This window comes from Sphingomonas sp. J344 (assembly GCF_024700005.1).
Classification (GTDB): Bacteria; Pseudomonadota; Alphaproteobacteria; order Sphingomonadales; family Sphingomonadaceae; genus Sphingomonas.
The window spans coordinates 1-17,044 of record NZ_JAJONB010000002.1 but is presented as its reverse complement, the minus strand read 5'-3'; the positions used below and the strand labels follow the sequence as shown (position 1 = coordinate 17,044).

Sequence of the window (17,044 nt, the reverse complement as noted above, 5' to 3'; positions counted from 1 at the left end):
CTCGTCGTGTGTCCGGCGCACTCTGTCCCTGCCCCGATGAAGGTAGATTGACGGTGGCGTCAAGGCATGACTCTAGTGATTGCATGGGTATCGAGGGGGTCATGGACTGGCGGGCCGAAGCCGCAAGCGCACTCAACTGGTGGCGCGACGCGGGGGTTGATGTGCTGGTCGACGACGATGCGCGCGACTGGACCGCGCGCCCTGCCCCTACGGCACAGCCCGACGCGCCACCGCGCCCCGGCCCCAAAGAGCCGGAGCCCGAAGCGCCGTTGCCCGCGACGATCGAGGCGTTTCTCGACTGGCGATATGGCGCAGGCGCGCCGGAGGCGGCGATGGGGGAACCCTTGGTGGCGGCGGAGGGCGATGTCGCCGCGCCGCTGATGATCGTCACCGACTTGCCGGAATTCGACGGTGGCACCCCCGCCTTGCTCGACGGTGCGGCGGGAAAACTGTTCGACCAGAATCCTTGCCGCGATCGGCCAGTCGCGCGAGTCGGTCTATCTCGTCCCGCTCTGCGCCGCGCGCCCGATTACGGGTCAGGTGCCGCGCGAACTTGAGGAAAAACTTGGCGAAATCCTGCGGCACCACATCGCACTGGCGGCTCCAACGCACCTGGTTCTGCTCGGCCAGGCGACGAGCCGTGCCGTTCTCGGGACCGATGCCGACAAAAAACCTGAGGGTTTAACGCCATTTAACTATTCTGGAGGACAATCAGCCGTCGTCGCCATCCGCCATCCGCGCTTCCTGTTGAACAAGTCGGCGGCAAAGGCAGACGCCTGGAAAGACCTGCAATTGCTGATCGGGGGCAAAGCCTGTGAGTGCGCGTATCCTGCTGGCCGTTTGCGCATTGATCGCGCCGATGACGGCCCATGCCTCGGACGACCGCAGCCCGTCGAGCTTCGAGCGCCGTGAGGCGAGTGACGGCGTTCCCACCCAGCTGTCGCGCGAAGAGCGCGACGCCTATCGCGCAGTCTTCGCTGCAATCCGTGATCAACGCTGGGCCGACGCCCAGATCAAGCTCGACGCGATGCGCCCCGGCCTGCTTCACGCCACGGCGCGCGCCGAACTCTATCTCGCCAAGGGTTCGCCCAGAGTCGAGCTGCCCCAGTTGATGGCGGTGCTCGGCGAAGCGCCCGAACTCCCCCAGGCCGACCAGCTCGCCCGGCTCGCCAAGCTGCGCGGCGCGACCGCGCTTCCCGCGCTCCCCGTCGCTCAGCGCATGATCTGGCACGCCGGTGCACCGATCCGCAAACGCTACCGCTCCGCCAAGTCGGATGCCGCCGCCGCGCAGGTAGCGACCGCAATGGCCCCGCTGATCAAGCTCGACGACGCCCCCGGCGCGGAAGCGCTGCTCGACACCCGCACAGTCGATCTCGATCCTGAAACGCTGACCGAATGGCGGCAGCGGATCGCGTGGATGTATTACACCACAGGGCGCGACGCCGATGCGCGCCGTGTCGCCGCACTGGCGCAGGCAGGAGCGGGCGAATTTGCCCCGCTCGCCGATTGGGTTCAGGGCCTCGCCGCCTGGCGCCAGAATGACTGCGCGGGCGCTCAGGCCGCCTTCACCGCAGTCGCCCAGCGCGCAGCGGATACAGAAAAGCGCACCGCTGGCCTCTATTGGGCCTCGCGCGCCGACATGGCGTGCGGCCGCCCGGACCTGGTCAGCGCCCGCCTCAAGAGCGCGGCGCAACATGACGAGACCTTTTACGGCATGCTCGCCCGCCAGGCGCTGGGCATGAAGGAAGCGCCCGTTCGCGCCGAAAAGTTCGTCGCCGCCGACTGGAAGGCGCTCGACCGCCGCCCCAATGTCCGCGTTGCCGCCGCACTGGCAGAGATCGGTGAGGACGCGCTGGCCAGCGACGTCATCAAGCACCAGTCGCGGATCGGCGACGCCCGGGAACACGCCTCGCTCACCCGGCTCGCCGGACGACTTGGCCTGCCCGCGACCCAATTGTGGCTGACCCATAACTGCCCCGTCGGCGCACGCCCGGTCGAGGAAGCGCGTTACCCCGCTCCCGACTGGACACCCGATGGCGGCTGGCGCGTCGACAAGGCGCTGGTGTTCGCCCACACGCTTCAGGAATCGCGCTTCGACGCCAAGGTGCAGAGCCCGGCGGGTGCCTTTGGGCTGATGCAGATCATGCCCGCCGCCGCGACCGACATCGCCCGCAAGCGCGGCGTCAGCATCGGCCGCGCTGACCTCTCCCGCCCATCCACCAATATCGAGGTCGGCCAGTCCTATATCGAGCAACTCCGCGACCAGCCCTTTACCGGCGGTCTGCTGCCCAAGGTGATTGCGGCGTACAATGCCGGCCCCACCCCGGTAACCGCATGGAATGCCCAGATCCGCGACAAGGGCGATCCGCTTCTGTACATCGAGAGCATCCCCTATTGGGAGACACGCGGATACGTCATGACCGTGCTGCGCAATTACTGGATGTACGAGAAGCATGCCGGGCGCGACAGCGCGAGCCGCGCGGCGATGAGCCAGGGGCTGTGGCCCAAGGTGCCGGGCAGCACCGGCGCGACTGCAGTGCGAATGACCGCCTCCATCCCTCAGGACGACAGCGTCACCGGTGCCAATTGACGAAAGCGTTGCGTTTCGGCCCGTCCGGATCGCAATCCTCACTGTTTCCGATACGCGGACGCACGCAGACGACCGTTCCGGCGACACGCTGGTCGAGCGGCTGACCGGGGCAGGCCATGAACTCGCCGACCGTGCGATCGTCCGCGACGATCCCGATCTGATCGTCGGCAAGCTCCATGCGTGGATCGATGACGACACAGTGGACTGCATCATCGCCACGGGCGGCACCGGCGTCACCGGGCGTGACGTCACGCCCGAGGCGCTGGAGCGCGTCGCCGACAAGATGATCCCCGGGTTCGGCGAACTGTTCCGATTCCTCAGCTACGCCAAGATCGGCACCTCGACGATCCAGTCCCGCGCCACCGCATGCGTCGCGCGGGGCACCTATATTTTCGCGCTTCCGGGATCGACCGGCGCGGTCAAGGATGGGTGGGACGGGATTCTCGCCACCCAGCTCGACATACGCCACCGCCCCTGCAATTTCGTCGAGTTGATGCCGCGATTGCGCGAGGAATAATCCTTACCCGCACCACGCGATGACGGCCCCCAGCGCCACATCGACCCCGACGACCTGCCACAGCCACCATCCACCCGCGAGCACCACCGCCACGCCGATCAGCGCCAGCGCCTTCATGCCGCGGCCGCCTGCAATCGCGCGACTGGCCGCTCGGAAATCGGCAAATGCAGCAGGGCGGCAATGAAACCCAGTGCGACCGAAGCCATCCAAATGCTGTCATAGCTTCCAGTCCAGTCGAACATCAGCCCCGCGATCCACGCGCCGCAGAAACTGCCCAGCTGATGTCCCAGGAACACGATGCCGTAGAGCGTCGACAAATAGCGCATCCCGAAAATCTGCCCGACCAGCCCGCTGGTCAGCGGCACCGTGCCAAGCCACAGAAACCCCATCGCCGCCGCGAACAGCAGCGCGCTCACCGGGGTCAGCGGCGCAACGAGAAAGGCGATCATCACCACACCCCGCGCGGCATAGAGCGCGGCGAGCAGCCCCTTCTTGCTCCACCGCCCGCCCCACAGGCCGAACAGATAGGAACCGAAGATGTTGAACAGGCCGACCAGCGCCAGCGCATTCGCGCCGATCGCCAGCCCCAGCCCCTTGTCGGTGAGATAAGCGGGGAAATGCGTCGCAATGAACGCGACATGGAAACCGCACACGAAAAACCCGGCATTGAGCAGCCAGAAGCCGCGATGCCCCGCCGCCTCGCTCAACGCTTGGCGCAGCGTCTGCCCGTCCCCACCATCCTGAGACCCCGCCACAGCCGGCTTGCCTGAAACACCAACCGCCAATGCCAGCATCACCGCAATCAGCCCCGCCAGCGCCACCAGCGCCATCCGCCAGCCGAGCTCGCCAATCAGTAGCTGCCCCGCAGGCACCACCAGAAACTGGCCGAGCGACCCACCCGCAGTCACGATACCGAACGCCATGCTCCGCCGCTCCGGCGTGACCACGCGCCCGACCGCACCCAGCACGACGACGAAGGTCGTCGCCGACAGCGCCATCCCGACCATCAGCCCGAACGACATGTGCAGCCCGATGGCGCTCCCCGCCACCGACGCCGCGAGCAGCCCGATGGCGTAGAGCAAGGTCCCGCCCGCCACCACGCGCCCCGCGCCATGCCGATCGGCCAGCGCGCCGACGAAGGGCTGGACCAGCCCGAACAACAGATTCTGCAACGCCAGCGACAGGCCAAAGCTCGACCGGCCAATGCTGAGGTCGGTGCTCATGTCGGGCAGGAACAGCCCGAACGCCTGACGCACCCCCATCGCGATCGTCACGATCGCCGCGGCGCTGAAAATCACCCAGCCTGTACGCTTCATCCGGCCCTCCACGGCGTCGAGCGCCTCAGCTAGGCGCTCGACGGCCAATCGACCAGAGCGGTTGTGCACCGCGAAGAATTGCTTGGGTCAGCCTTCCTTCTTCGCCGCCGGCTTGGCCGGGATATGCTCGTCGAAAAATTTGCCAAGCTCGCCCAGCACCGACTCCCAGGTGGCGAGCACATCGCCGAAATTCTTCTTGTTCAGGCCCCCGACGGTGGTGACGTCGAAATTGACGATCAGTTGCCCCTCGTCGGTCACGTACATGTGCGAGAACCGCTTCCTGGCGTTCCATTTGTTTGCCAGTTCAACCGTGTTCTCCGGCTCCTTGATGAATGTCACACGGAACTGGAGCGAGTCGCACGCATTCGTCTCGACGCAGCCGTAGAAGAACGTGTCGAAATTATACCCCGACGCGGCGCTTTCGATCAGCGGATCGCCCTCGCTGTCCAACACCAGCTTGGCCTTCAGCCCCGCCTCGCGAAACGCCTCGACCACCGATCTGGGATTGCTCGCACACACCATCTCCGCGGCGCATGGCTCCTTGTCCTCCGCCATCGCCGGCGTCGCGCTGGCAGCGAAAAAGGGCATGGCTACAGCCAGATAAACACGACGCATCGATTCCCCCTGTTGTTCAAGCGATGATGTGGTGGGAGGCCCAGCGGCCGGTCAACCCATTTCGGGGATTGATCGACAGCTATTGGGATCGTTCTTGTTTTGTTTCGTCATGCGCGCTACCGTCATGCCATGGCCGCCCCCCCGCCCCGTTCGCGGCGCGACGCATAATCGCGAAAGCACCCGTTTCGCGCTCCCGACGCGTGAGGCCGATGGCGATTGGCTCGACGCGCGCGAGGATATCGACGGCGAGGCACCGCCGCTGCGCACCACTGTGACCGTCGAGCATCCGCGCACGATCCTCAGCCGCAACCAGTCGCCCGACATTCCCTTTGACCGTTCGGTGAACCCGTATCGCGGGTGCGAGCATGGCTGCATCTATTGCTTCGCGCGCCCGACCCACGCTTGGCACGACCTGTCGCCGGGCCTGGATTTCGAGACGAAGCTGTTCGCCAAGCCCGACGCCCCCGCCCTGCTCCGCGCCGCCCTCGCCAAGCGCGGCTATGTCTGTCAGCCGATCGCGTTCGGTACCAATACCGACCCTTATCAGCCGATCGAGGCGACCTGGCAGATCACGCGCGGCTGCATCGAACTGCTGGCCCAGTGCAACCACCCGATTACTATCACCACCAAGTCACATCGGGTGACCCGCGACATCGACCTGCTGGGGCCGATGGCGGCCAAGGGGCTGGCAGCGGTGATGCTGTCGATCACCTCGCTCGACCCCAAGGTCGCGATGACCGTCGAGCCGCGCGCACCGCACCCCGAACGCCGCCTCGCCGCAGTGGCAAAGCTGCGCGCGGCGGGCATCCCCACCTTCGTCTCGCTCTCCCCCGTCATACCGGCGATCACCGACCATGAGATCGAACACATCATGGAGCGCGCGGCGGAGGCGGGTGCGCTCGGCTGCTTCTTCCTGCCTGTCCGCCTGCCGCATGAGGTCGCACCGCTGTTCCGCGCCTGGCTCGACGAACATTTCCCCGACCGCGCGGCCAAGGTCATGGCAACGATCCAGTCGATCCGGAGCGGGCGCGACAACGATCCGAACTTCCACAGCCGGATGCGTGGCCAAGGGCCTTGGGCCGATCTGCTCCGCACCCGATTCAGGATCGCGGCGAAGCGGTACGGACTCGATCAGCCCTTTCCCCCGCTCCGCCGCGACCTGTTTCGTCCGCCGACCGGGGATCAGGGTGAGTTGTTCTGACGCTCACTAGCGGATCGACGAACGGCGATACTGACTCACGCACACTTGCCCGGTGTTCACCGGTGCTGGGGCTGCAGGTGCTTGCGCGATCCTGTCCTCCACCGGGTCGATCAGGCGGAAATCCCGCATTCCCATCGTGCACACGAAGATCGGGGATTGGAATCCGTCGGTCATATCCTCGACCTCGACCCGCATCAGATTGGCCGCCTGCAGCACAGTCAAACCCGGACGGGCAAGCGTGTTAAGCAGAGCGATGCTGTAGGGGCTGCCACGGCTGTCACCTTCATAGGCCGAGCCGAAGGGCGTAGTCGCATAGATGATCCCTATTTCAGGACGCGGCGGACTCGCTGGCTTACCCTTTCGGGTGCCGTCATTGTCGCGCATTCGCGCTTCCCCGCTCAGGAAATTGTGCAAAAACCGGGTCTTCCGCTCAAGCATGCCCACCTCGCTGCTGAGGCAAGCATCGACAAGATAGAGGATGCGCGCAGGCTTCTCGCCCCGCAGTGGACGCCCCGCGCCCCGCGTCGCCGCCTTATCGTCAGTCTCCGCAACAGGAACGTGCGCGGCTTCGATCGCCGCGTTGATTTCCCCCAATCCGATCGGGAACACGCCCATGCCCGCCGCGCGGCCCTGGTTCTTGACCGGGTCACCCGACAGCAGCATCGCGCCGTCCTCATCGGCCATGACCCCGTGCCCAGTCAGGTAAACGATCTTGGTACCGGCACTCGCCGTACCCAAAAGGCGGGCCTCTTCTAAAACCTGTTCGCGACTCGGCTGATGAATCCACCTTACTGCTACACCCAGCGCCGACAGCGTCGCGGTCATACGCTTCGCGTCCCGTAACGGATTATCCAGCTGAGCCATCCATCCGCAACCGCCATTGTCCGACACAATCAGCGCTTGGGCATCGGGGATCAGGCCCCATTCGGTGCCGGCCGGTGCCGCACGCGCCACCGCGCGAGGCACTCCATCGAGCCATATCTCTCCGGCCGTCTGGTCGTAAATCGCCGGGTTCTGCTCGTGCCTCGCGCGACGGGCAGTCAGCGCGACCTGAACCCGGGTTCGCTTGATCACCGCGTCGAACGGGATCAGCGGCGACAGATTTCGCACAAAATGCCGGGTAAACACGCCGTTCGGGTCGGGATCATATCCGGCCAACCCGTCGAGCGCGGTCTGGCCCGATCCGGCCGAGTAGGCGACGTAGAAGTTGTTCGGGGCCTGGACCGAAGAGAAGCCAATTGCCGCGTTCCGGTCGGTGACGATCGGTGGCCCGTCGCGGCACGCGTCGAACACCGCAATCGTTTGCTTCGGCGCCCTCGCCGCGATGTCGCGCATCATTCGCGACAGCGGTACGCCGCGCTCGACGATTCCATCGGCGTCGGCGTCCACCGGCAACAAATAGTTCTCTCCGGCAATCTGAACGCCATGCCCCGCGAAGAAGAGAAACGCGGCACTGCGCGGATCAAGCGAGCGGATAAACGCATCGAGGGCTTTGGAAAGCGACGCCGCATCAGGGTTGTCGGCGTGCTGCACATCATAGCCGAAAGAGACCAGCTTGTTGCGCACAGCATCGGCGTCGGCTCGCGCTCGCGACAGGGGACGCAGTCGGACATAATGATCGGCGCCGACGACCAATGCTCTCAGGCTGGAACGCGCCTGAGCAGACGCCCCGAAATCGACCAGCCCCAACGGTAAGCCCGCCGCAGCACCGATAAAGGACCGTCTCCCTAATCCTTGCACCCCGTCCGCCATGCCTCCGGTTTTACAGACGACGCCTTAACACGGAAAGGGACGCATTCTGACGAACGGACTCACACTCCCGCGAACTGGAAGTCGCGATACTTCTCGCGCAACGCGGTCTTCAGCAATTTGCCGGTCGCGGTGTGCGGCAGGTCTTCGACGAAATGGATCTCGTCGGGCAGCCACCATTTGGCGACCTGTGTCGCCAGATGCGTGCGGATCGTCGCCTCGTCGACATCGCTGCCCGGCTTGCGCACGACCAGCAACAGCGGCCGCTCATCCCATTTGGGGTGGTAGACGCCGATCGCCGCCGCCTCGGCGACGCCGGGACAGCCGACCGCCGCATTCTCCAGATCGACCGAGCTGATCCACTCGCCACCCGACTTGATCACATCCTTCGCGCGGTCGGTGATCTGCATCGTCCCGTCTGCGTGCAGTACCGCCACGTCACCGGTGTCGAACCAGCCGTCATCGGTCAGGCACGGTCCGTTGGTGTCCTGGAAATACTGCTTGATGATCCATGGCCCCTTGATCTGGAGCCGCCCCGAACTGGTACCGTCGCGCGGGAGCAGCTTGCCGTCGTCATCCACCGTGCGCAGCTGTACCCCGAACGGTGCGCGCCCTTGAAATACGGTCTGATCGACCTTCTGGTCGAAGCTCAGTTCGTCCCAATCATGCGTGGGCGCACCCATCGTCCCGATCGGCGAGGTTTCGGTCATGCCCCAGGCATGGTTGACCCGCGCGCCCATCTTCATGATCCGCTCGATCATCGCGCGGGGTGCCGCCGATCCGCCGATTGTTACGACCTTGAGATGCTCGGGCGTCGCGCCGGTTTCATCGATATATTGGAACATCGCCAGCCACACGGTCGGCACGCCCGCGCTGTGCGTCACCTTCTCGCGGTTCATCAGGTCGCATAACGTCTTGCCGTCATTGACCGCCGACATGACCAGCTTCACTCCGGCCATCGGCGCGGCAAAGGGCAGGCCCCAGCCCACCGCGTGGAACATCGGCACGACCGGGAGCACCACCGACTGGGTCGACAGGTCGAACACAGCCGGCTGCAACTCCGCCATAGCGTGGATCATCGATGAACGGTGGGTGTAGAGAACACCTTTCGGATTGCCGGTCGTGCCGCTGGTATAGCACAGCATGCACGGCTCACGTTCGTCGCCTTCGACCCAGGCATAGTCGCCGTCCTCGGCCCCGATCACAGCCTCAAAGCTGTCCGGCCCGTCGCCGTCGAACACGATGTAATGCTCGATCGTCTTCCATTGCGGCTTGAGCTTGTCGACGATCGGCTGGAACGCCTTGTCATAGATCAGCACCCGGTCCTCGGCGTGGTTGCCGATATAGGCGAGTTGATCCTCGAACAGCCGCGGGTTGATCGTATGGACGATGCCGCCCATCCCGATCGTGCCGTGCCAGGCGACCAGGTGACGGCTGTGGTTCATCGCCAGCGTCGCAACGCGGTCGCCCTTGCGGATACCGCGCCGCTCCAGCGCCTGCGCCAGCTTGCGGCTGTCACGCCCGATCCCTGCCCAGTCGGTGCGCGTCTCGCTGCCATCGGCCCAGCGGCTGATGATCTCGCGCGATCCATATTCACGCTCGGCATGCTCGATGACCCGGGGTACCCGAAGTTCGAAGTCCTGCATCGCGCCCAGCATCGCTCTCTCCCAAATCTGCGCGGGTTTCCGCGTCCGTCACCCATAGTGCGATCAGGACGCGGTTTAGGAAAGAGGAAAGCGGATTTGTTCGCTTTCTGCGCCAGCTTTTTATCTTTTGGTGCCAGTCACGCTCAGCTTGCCAGCGCCAGTCGCGGCTGCGCGGTGGGCTTGAGCTCTGCGCGCTCGATTCCCGGCAGCCCCACGATCCGCGTTGCCAGCTCGCCGTCGAGCCGGAAATTGCGCCCCAGCACCAATTCCGCCTCGCCGCCGTCGGGCAAGGGCGCATCGACCACCACCTCGCATCGCCCGCCGCGCGCATCCTCCAGCAGCTTGGCGACCGCCGCCATCGTCCCGGCCTCGCGCACCGCCATGCGCAGCGTCAGCCGCACATCCTTCGCCATCCCCTCGAACGGCTGGACCTTGCGCACTGTCACCCGCGCGCTGTCCTCGCCCGGCCGCCGGTCGAGCTCGACGGTCAGGATGCCGCAGCCGCCGACACGCGCCGCATCCTCCATCTCCTTGGCGCTATGTTCCTCGAAACAGGTGCACGGCACTGTCCCGCTCGCATCCGACAGCGTCGCCATCATGTAGCGCTTGCCCCGCGCGGAGGTGCGCCACCGCGCATCTTCGATCAGCGCGGCAATCGTTGCGCCCGCACGCCCGCCCTCGGCGATTTCGATGTCGTTGAGGCTGGCAATGCTCCGCGCTGAATGCAGCTTCGCCAGATGCTGATAGCGGTCGAGCGGGTGCGCCGAGAAGAAGAAACCAAACGCCTCCTTCTCCGCCTCGATCCGCTGACCCAAAGTCCAGTTCGCGCTCTTGGGCAGCTGGATCGCCGACCCGACCGGCTCGGCCTCACCGAACAGACCGCCCTGCCCGCTTGTGCGATTCTCGTGCGTGCGCTGCGCCACCGCCATGATCGTCTCGGCGGCGGCATGGACCTTGGCGCGGTCGGGCGCGACGCTGTCGAACGCCCCCGCCCCGGCCAGTGCCTCGACCTGGCGTTTGTTGAGCAGCCGCGGGTCCACCCGTCGCGCGAAATCGTCGAGGCTCTGGAACCGGCCCTTGGCCTGGCGCTCCTCGACCAGCAGCTCCATCGCGCGTTCGCCCACGCCCTTTAGACCCGCAAGCGCATAGCGGACAGCGAACCCGTCACCATGCTCGGCCACCGAAAACTCGGCCTCGCTCGCATTGATGTCGGGGGGCAAACACGGCGTACCGAGCCGCTTCATATCCTCGACAAAGATCGCCAGCTTCTCGGTCTGACCGAGTTCGAAGCACATCGACGCGGCGTAGAATTCGTGCGGATAATGCGCCTTCAGCCACGCGGTGTGATAGGCGAGCAGCGCATAGGCCGCCGCGTGCGACTTGTTGAAGCCGTAGCCAGCGAACTTGTCGATCAAGTCGAACAGCTCGTTGGCCTTGGCCTCGGGGATATTGTTCACCTTGGCGCAGCCCTCGACGAACAGCGCGCGCTGCGCGTCCATCTCGGCCTTGATCTTCTTGCCCATCGCGCGGCGCAGCAGATCCGCGCCGCCGAGCGAATAGCCGGCCAGAATCTGCGCGGCCTGCATCACCTGTTCCTGATAGACGAAGATGCCGTAGGTTTCCTCGAGGATCCCCTCCAGCAGCGGGTGCGGATATTCGATCGGCTCGCGCCCGGCCTTGCGCGCGCCGAACATCGGGATGTTGTCCATCGGGCCGGGGCGATAGAGCGAGACGAGCGCGATGATGTCGCCGAAATTGGTCGGCCGCACCGCCGTCAGCGTGCGCCGCATCCCTTCGGATTCGAGCTGGAATACGCCCACCGTCTCACCGCGCTGGAGCAGTTCGTACACCGCCGGATCGTCCCAGCCGAGCGCGGCAAGGTCGATCGTGATGTTGCGCGCGGCGAGCAGATCGACCGCCTTTTGCAGCACCGACAGCGTCTTGAGTCCAAGGAAGTCGAACTTCACCAGCCCCGCGCCCTCGACATATTTCATGTCGAACTGCGTCACCGGCATGTCCGAACGCGGGTCGCGATACAGCGGCACCAGCTCCGCCAGCGGCCGGTCGCCGATCACCACGCCCGCGGCATGGGTCGATGAGTGGCGCGGCAGCCCCTCGAGCCGCATCGCAAGATCGATCAGGTGGCGGACATCGGCGCCGCCGTCATACTCCGCCTTGAACTCGGAAACGCCGTTGAGCGAGCGCGACAGCGTCCACGGATCGGTCGGATGGTTCGGCACCAGCTTGGCCAGCCGGTCGACCTGGCCATAGCTCATCTGAAGCACGCGCCCGGTGTCCTTGAGCACCGCGCGCGCCTTCATCGTTCCGAAGGTGATGATCTGCGCGACCTGATTGCGCCCATATTTCTGCTGGACGTAACGGATCACTTCGCCGCGTCGCGTTTCGCAGAAGTCGATGTCGAAGTCGGGCATCGACACGCGTTCCGGGTTCAGGAACCGCTCGAACAGCAACCCCAGCGCCAGCGGGTCGAGGTCGGTGATGGTCAGCGCCCAGGCGACAACGCTGCCCGCGCCCGAACCGCGCCCCGGCCCCACCGGAATCCCGTTCGCCTTGGCCCATTTGATGAAGTCCGCAACGATCAGGAAATAGCCGGGAAATCCCATCTGGACGATGATGTCGGTCTCGAACGCCAGCCGGTCGAAATATTCCTGCCGCTTGGCCGGATCGGTGATCCCGGCATACTCCAGCCGCGCCTCAAGCCCCGCGCGCGCGTCGTCGCGCAGCTGCCGTGCCTCGCCCTCGATATCGCCGGCCAGGCTTGGCAGGATCGGCTTGCGCTTTGGCGCGGCAAAGGCACAGCGCTGCGCGACCACCAGCGTGTTGTCGATCGCCTCAGGCAGATCGTCGAACAGCCGCTTCATCTCGGTCGCGGGCTTCATCCAAGCGTCGGGCGATGACCGCTGGCGCTCGTCGCTCGCGACATAGGCGGAGCCAGCGATGCAAAGCATCGCGTCATGCGCCTGATGGAAATCGGGCACCGCATAGCTGACCGGATTGGTCGCGACGATCGGAATGCCGCGGTCATAGGCCAGGTCGAGCAGCTTGGGCTCGGCCCGCGCCTCGACCTCGTCCAGCCGCCGGATGATCTCGATGTACAGTCGGTCGCCGAACAGCCCCTGAAGCCGATCGGCATAGGCGATGGCGGCGTCGTCCTGTTCTTCCGCGAACAGACGGGTCAGCCCACCTTCACGCCCCGCAGTCAGCGCGATCAGCCCGTCGGTGCGTCCTTCCAGCGCGGAAAAGGGCACATGTGCGTCCTTCTCGATCGGTCGGTCGAGATGCGCCATCGAGACAAGGTGGCAAAGATTTTCATATCCCGTCGCGTCCTGCGCAAACAGAGCCAGCCAGTCGAGCGGTGGCGTGACGCCGTCGGGCATGTCGGGGCGCTCGACGCAGAGCAACGACCCGATGATCGGCTGCACCCCCGCCTTCTTCGCCGCATCCGAGTAGGGCATGGCCGCGTAAAGCCCGTTGCGGTCGCAGAGGCCCGCCGCCGGAAACCCCAGCTCGCGCGCCCGCGTCGCAATCGCCTTTGGCTCGATCGCGCCTTCGAGCATCGTGTAGGCGGAGAAGACGCGGAGGGGGACAAAGCCGGAATGGGGCATAGAGGTGGTTATATGTATCCTTCAGCGGTGGCGGAACCCGCTCGCGAAGGTTCTCCACAGCTTATCCACACGACTCATCGTCACCCCGGCCCTGTGCCGGGGTCCACCAGAGGGCAAGCGCGGTGGCGGAGGCTGAATCGTGGCGTTGGCGGATGAGTGGACCCCGGTACAAGGCCGGGGTGGCTAACTTCTGGATCGCCTAAAGCAATTTTTCGATATCCGCCGCGATATCCTCGGGCTTGGTCTGCGGCGCATAGCGCTCGACCACATTCCCTTCGCGGTCGATCAGGAACTTGGTGAAGTTCCACTTGATCCCCCTCGGTCCCGAACAGCCCCGGAGCCTGTTTCTTGAGCCACCGATACAGCGGCGCTGCGTCCGTGCCATTGACGTCGATCTTGCCGAAGACCGGGAAGGTCACGTCATAGGTCAGCGAACAGAAATTCGCGATCTCCGCCGCATCCCCCGGCTCCTGCGCGCCAAACTGGTTGCACGGGAAGCCCAGCACCTCGAACCCGCGCTTGCCATAGCGGCGGTGCAGTTCCTCGAGCCCCGTATATTGCGGCGTAAACCCGCATTTCGACGCGACGTTGACGATGAGCAGCACCTTGCCCGCGAACTCGGACAGATCCGCCAGCTCGCCGCTGGCCGTGGTGACCGGGATTTCGGTGATCGTGGTCACATCGCTCTCCTATTCAACGCCCAGATCTTCTGCGCGCACGATCCCGTAGACATCCGCAAACGCAATCATGCCGCTGCCGCCGGTCGGTTCCGCCGGGAACCGACTGTCAGCGGCGTTATCGCGGTTGTCGCCAAGCACGAACAGCCGTCCCGCCGGCACGTTGATTTCGGGCATGTTGTCGCCGGCCGTGTATCCGAGATCCAGCACGCGATACGAGCTGCGCTCACCCGGTAGTGTTTCCGCCAGGATGCGGGCCTGCTCGCCTTCAATCGACAGCGTTCCCGCATCGGATTGCGGGACCAGGGTGCCGTTGAGCACGACGCGTCCCTCGCGCATCGCCACACGATCGCCCGGCACGCCAATGACTCGCATCACCCAAAAGGAATCACCAACCGAAAATACCGCAATGCTCCCGCGTCGCAGCGTCTCAGGGGGCGTCTTGCGCGCGGTGACCCGCATCTCGGGTCTCAGCGTCGGTGCCATGCTCTCGGACACGACGCCCAACGTGCGGAACGGCAAGCCACCATGCTCGATGAGTGTCGCCGCACCATAGCCAGCAGCGCCAAGCAGCACGATGCCCGCCCCGGCCAGAGCCAGATGGGCAAGCTTCATTCCAACAGCCCCTCATGCAACCGCACCACGCGGTCCATCTTCGCCGCCAGCCGCTCGTTATGCGTCGCGATCAGCGCTGCCGCGCCCTCGCCGCGTACCAGCCGGAGGAATTCGGCGAGCACCACGTCGGCGGTCTTCTCGTCCAGATTGCCGGTCGGCTCATCCGCCAGCACCAGGGCCGGCCGGTTGGCGAGCGCCCGGGCGACCGCGACGCGCTGCTGCTCGCCGCCCGACAACTGGCTCGGCCGATGGGTTAGCCGCGCGCCAAGGCCGAGCGCGGTCAGCAGCGCCTCCGACCGTGCTCGCGCATCGGCGACGGTCGCGTTCTGAATGAGTTGCGGCAGCACGACATTCTCGAGCGCGTCGAAGTCAGGCAGCAGATGGTGGAACTGATAGACGAAGCCGAGCTTGTCGCGCCGAGTCACGGTTCGCTCATGGCTCTCTAGTTTCGCCACTTCGATCCCCGCGATCCGGATCGATCCTTCGAACCCGCCTTCCAGCAAGCCGACCGCTTGCAACAGCGTCGACTTGCCCGACCCCGATGGACCGAGCAGCGCGACGATCTCGCCCGGCTCCACCGACAGGTCGATGCCGCGCAGCACCTCGATCGTGGTATCGCCCTGTGTAAAGGCGCGGCGCAGGCCCATTGTCTGGAGGACTGGCTCACTCATAACGCAACACCTGTACCGGATCAGTGCTCGCCGCCTTGAACGCGGGGTAGAGCGTCGCGAGGAAGCTGAACCCCAGCGCCATCAGCGCAATGCTGGCGACCTCCACCGGGTCGGTCTTGGCGGGCAATTCGGTCAGATAACGCATTTGCGGATCCCAGATCTCCTGCCCTGTGATGAAGCCGAGGAAGCTCAACACCCCCTGGCGGAAATAGAGCAGGATGAAGCCGAGGATCAGCCCGGCGACGATCCCCAGCCCGCCGATCGCGGTGCCGACCGTCACGAAGATCTTGATCAACCCGCTGCGCGTCGCCCCCATTGTGCGCAGGATCGCGATGTCGCGGGTCTTGGCGCGGACCAGCATGATCAGCGACGACAGGATGTTGAACACCGCGACCAGAATCAGGATCGACAGGACGGTGAAGGTGACCAGCCGGTCCACCGCCAATGCCTCGAACAGCGTCGCGTTCAGCGTGCGCCAGTCTGACAGCTGCGCGCTCTGCACCACCTTTTGCGCCAGCGGGGCGAGGATTTCGCCGACACGGTCGGGGTCTTCGGTATCGATCTCGACCATGCTGACCGAATCGCCCATCAGCAGCAATGTCTGCGCGGTCTCCATCGGCATGACCACGAACGCCTTGTCGTAGTCATAGACCCCGACCTCGAAAATCGCGGCGACGCGATAGGATACGATTCGCGGCACGGTGCCGAACGGCGTTGACGGCCCCTGCGGGCTGATCAGCTGGACATTGCTTCCCAAAGACGCGCCCAGCGTCATGGCGAGGCGCGACCCGATCGCTACGCATTCGCAGTCGGGGGTCAGCTCGGCCATCCGGCCCATCACCACATTGCGGTTGAGCGTCGGGTTGGCGCGCAGGTCGGCGACGGTCATGCCGCGGATCAGCACGCCTTCGACCCGCCCCTGAAAGCTTGCCATCAACGGCTGCTCGATCAGTGGCGTGGCGCTGGTCACGCCCGGCGTCCTGCGCGCCTCCGTCGCCACCTCGCGCCAGTCGCGCAACTGGCCGCCATAGCCCTGCACCACTGCATGGCCGTTAAGTCCCGTGATCTTGTCGAACAGTTCGGCGCGAAAGCCGTTCATCACACTCATCACGATCACCAGAGCGGCAACGCCCAGCATCACCGCGACCAGGCTGATCGACGCGACCAGAGCGATAAAGGCCTCGCCCCGGCCCGGCAGCAGATACCGGCGCGCGATCATGCGTTCATATCGGGAAAGCAGCATGGGCGCGGTGTTAGGGGGTGGCGGGGGCACAAGCAATCGCGCTGTTGCCAAATCAACACAGGGTGAACGCAAAGAGTCCCAACAGGGTTATCGCCCCGTGACAACACTCCGTCGCCATCCTAGCAAAGCGCCACGAAGCAATGGCAATGGCCGTGGTTCGGGGAGGCTCTTCAGCCCCGTCCTGCAAAGGATGCGCGGGCAGAAGTGGCCACTTAAGGGGGCTGACGAGGCATCGTCACGCAGGCGCCCGGGTCGGAAACGGCCCGGGCGTTTGACATTTTGGGGCAAGGCAGCGGCCCGCTCCGCTGACCGAACACTTACAAGATACCGGTGTTGGTGGGCACGATCGCACGCCCGGAGCTGCCGTCGCGGTAAAGCCGCCAAATTGAGTCGGGGAGGAAGCCCTGGGAGCCATCCCGGCCCCCTCCCCTGTTCGACGACGTTCGGCCCCGCGTTCAGAACCCGCAGCGTCGCCGACATTCCATCAGAAGTTGAACTTGATCGTCCCGCCAAAGGTCTGCGGGTCGCCGACCTGCGCCGCGATCAGGCCGGTGTTGCCGCCCGTGCCCGCGAGGTAG

At 65.3% G+C, this 17,044-nt stretch carries 13 protein-coding genes and 1 pseudogene; 5 read left to right on the top strand and 9 right to left on the bottom strand.

The features are described from left to right. Positions 1 to 83: 83 nt before the first annotated feature. The 4 genes from LRS12_RS16095 to moaB are packed head-to-tail and all read left to right on the top strand — an operon-like array spanning position 84 to position 3,107. A complete protein-coding gene (locus tag LRS12_RS16095; RefSeq protein ID WP_257845558.1) occupies positions 84 to 557 on the top strand; it encodes a hypothetical protein in 474 nt (157 codons plus the stop codon). Beyond that, a complete protein-coding gene (locus tag LRS12_RS16090; protein ID WP_257846164.1) occupies positions 463 to 912 on the top strand; it encodes a uracil-DNA glycosylase family protein in 450 nt (149 codons plus the stop codon). Before LRS12_RS16095 ends, LRS12_RS16090 begins: the two co-directional genes overlap by 95 nt. Next, entirely contained in the window at positions 860 to 2,590 is a 1,731-nt protein-coding gene (locus tag LRS12_RS16085; protein WP_257845557.1) for a lytic transglycosylase domain-containing protein, read from the top strand. The genes LRS12_RS16090 and LRS12_RS16085 overlap by 53 nt, the downstream gene beginning before the upstream one ends. Then, positions 2,580 to 3,107 carry a molybdenum cofactor biosynthesis protein B gene (gene moaB, locus LRS12_RS16080; protein ID WP_257845556.1) on the top strand — a complete coding sequence of 176 codons (528 nt, stop codon included), beginning with the start codon at positions 2,580 to 2,582 and terminating at the stop codon, positions 3,105 to 3,107. The genes LRS12_RS16085 and moaB overlap by 11 nt, the downstream gene beginning before the upstream one ends. Before the next feature lie 113 nt (positions 3,108 to 3,220). On the opposite strand, the gene LRS12_RS16075 is transcribed toward moaB, so the two are convergent. Next, the gene (locus LRS12_RS16075; RefSeq protein ID WP_257845555.1) at positions 3,221 to 4,423 is read right to left on the bottom strand and encodes an MFS transporter; all 1,203 of its coding nucleotides are present in this window, start codon (positions 4,421 to 4,423) and stop codon (positions 3,221 to 3,223) included. A gap of 87 nt (positions 4,424 to 4,510) precedes the next feature. After that, positions 4,511 to 5,038, bottom strand: coding sequence for a YbjN domain-containing protein (locus LRS12_RS16070; RefSeq protein ID WP_257845554.1), 528 nt, complete (start codon positions 5,036 to 5,038; stop codon positions 4,511 to 4,513). A gap of 109 nt (positions 5,039 to 5,147) precedes the next feature. On the opposite strand from LRS12_RS16070, the gene LRS12_RS16065 reads away from it, so the two are divergent. Then, positions 5,148 to 6,239 (top strand): PA0069 family radical SAM protein, encoded by a 1,092-nt coding sequence (locus LRS12_RS16065; RefSeq protein WP_257845553.1) that lies wholly within the window; start codon positions 5,148 to 5,150, stop codon positions 6,237 to 6,239. A 6-nt stretch (positions 6,240 to 6,245) separates the two neighbouring features. Here the strand turns inward: LRS12_RS16065 and LRS12_RS16060 are convergent, their stop codons facing one another. The 7 genes and pseudogenes from LRS12_RS16060 to LRS12_RS16030 all read right to left on the bottom strand — a co-directional run bounded on the left by LRS12_RS16060 (position 6,246) and on the right by LRS12_RS16030 (position 16,466). After that, a complete protein-coding gene (locus LRS12_RS16060; RefSeq protein ID WP_257845552.1) occupies positions 6,246 to 7,991 on the bottom strand; it encodes a caspase family protein in 1,746 nt (581 codons plus the stop codon). 59 nt (positions 7,992 to 8,050) lie between these two features. Then, on the bottom strand, positions 8,051 to 9,646 hold the full coding sequence (locus LRS12_RS16055; RefSeq protein ID WP_257845551.1) for a long-chain fatty acid--CoA ligase: 1,596 nt from the start codon (positions 9,644 to 9,646) through the stop codon (positions 8,051 to 8,053). 131 nt (positions 9,647 to 9,777) lie between these two features. Further along, entirely contained in the window at positions 9,778 to 13,260 is a 3,483-nt protein-coding gene (gene dnaE, locus LRS12_RS16050) for a DNA polymerase III subunit alpha (RefSeq protein ID WP_257845550.1), read from the bottom strand. A 199-nt stretch (positions 13,261 to 13,459) separates the two neighbouring features. Beyond that, positions 13,460 to 13,940: pseudogene (locus LRS12_RS16045) on the bottom strand (glutathione peroxidase). Between the two features lie 9 nt (positions 13,941 to 13,949). After that, entirely contained in the window at positions 13,950 to 14,552 is a 603-nt protein-coding gene (gene lepB / locus LRS12_RS16040; protein WP_257845549.1) for a signal peptidase I, read from the bottom strand. Continuing rightward, a complete protein-coding gene (locus LRS12_RS16035; protein ID WP_257845548.1) occupies positions 14,549 to 15,223 on the bottom strand; it encodes an ABC transporter ATP-binding protein in 675 nt (224 codons plus the stop codon). The genes lepB and LRS12_RS16035 overlap by 4 nt, the downstream gene beginning before the upstream one ends. Further along, positions 15,216 to 16,466, bottom strand: coding sequence for a lipoprotein-releasing ABC transporter permease subunit (locus LRS12_RS16030; protein ID WP_257845547.1), 1,251 nt, complete (start codon positions 16,464 to 16,466; stop codon positions 15,216 to 15,218). Before LRS12_RS16030 ends, LRS12_RS16035 begins: the two co-directional genes overlap by 8 nt. Positions 16,467 to 17,044: the final 578 nt, after the last annotated feature.

Excerpts from the sequence above, each read along its gene's own strand:
- LRS12_RS16060 (WP_257845552.1), bottom strand. The coding sequence starts at position 7,991 with ATGGCGGACGGGGTGCAAGGATTAGGGAGACGGTCCTTTATCGGTGCT.
- LRS12_RS16035 (WP_257845548.1), bottom strand. The coding sequence starts at position 15,223 with ATGAGTGAGCCAGTCCTCCAGACAATGGGCCTGCGCCGCGCCTTTACA.
- dnaE (WP_257845550.1), bottom strand. The coding sequence starts at position 13,260 with ATGCCCCATTCCGGCTTTGTCCCCCTCCGCGTCTTCTCCGCCTACACG.
- LRS12_RS16055 (WP_257845551.1), bottom strand. The coding sequence starts at position 9,646 with ATGCTGGGCGCGATGCAGGACTTCGAACTTCGGGTACCCCGGGTCATC.
- LRS12_RS16030 (WP_257845547.1), bottom strand. The coding sequence starts at position 16,466 with ATGCTGCTTTCCCGATATGAACGCATGATCGCGCGCCGGTATCTGCTG.
- LRS12_RS16075 (WP_257845555.1), bottom strand. The coding sequence starts at position 4,423 with ATGAAGCGTACAGGCTGGGTGATTTTCAGCGCCGCGGCGATCGTGACG.
- lepB (WP_257845549.1), bottom strand. The coding sequence starts at position 14,552 with ATGAAGCTTGCCCATCTGGCTCTGGCCGGGGCGGGCATCGTGCTGCTT.
- LRS12_RS16070 (WP_257845554.1), bottom strand. The coding sequence starts at position 5,038 with ATGCGTCGTGTTTATCTGGCTGTAGCCATGCCCTTTTTCGCTGCCAGC.
- LRS12_RS16085 (WP_257845557.1), top strand. The coding sequence starts at position 860 with ATGACGGCCCATGCCTCGGACGACCGCAGCCCGTCGAGCTTCGAGCGC.
- LRS12_RS16095 (WP_257845558.1), top strand. The coding sequence starts at position 84 with ATGGGTATCGAGGGGGTCATGGACTGGCGGGCCGAAGCCGCAAGCGCA.
- LRS12_RS16065 (WP_257845553.1), top strand. The coding sequence starts at position 5,148 with ATGCGCGCTACCGTCATGCCATGGCCGCCCCCCCGCCCCGTTCGCGGC.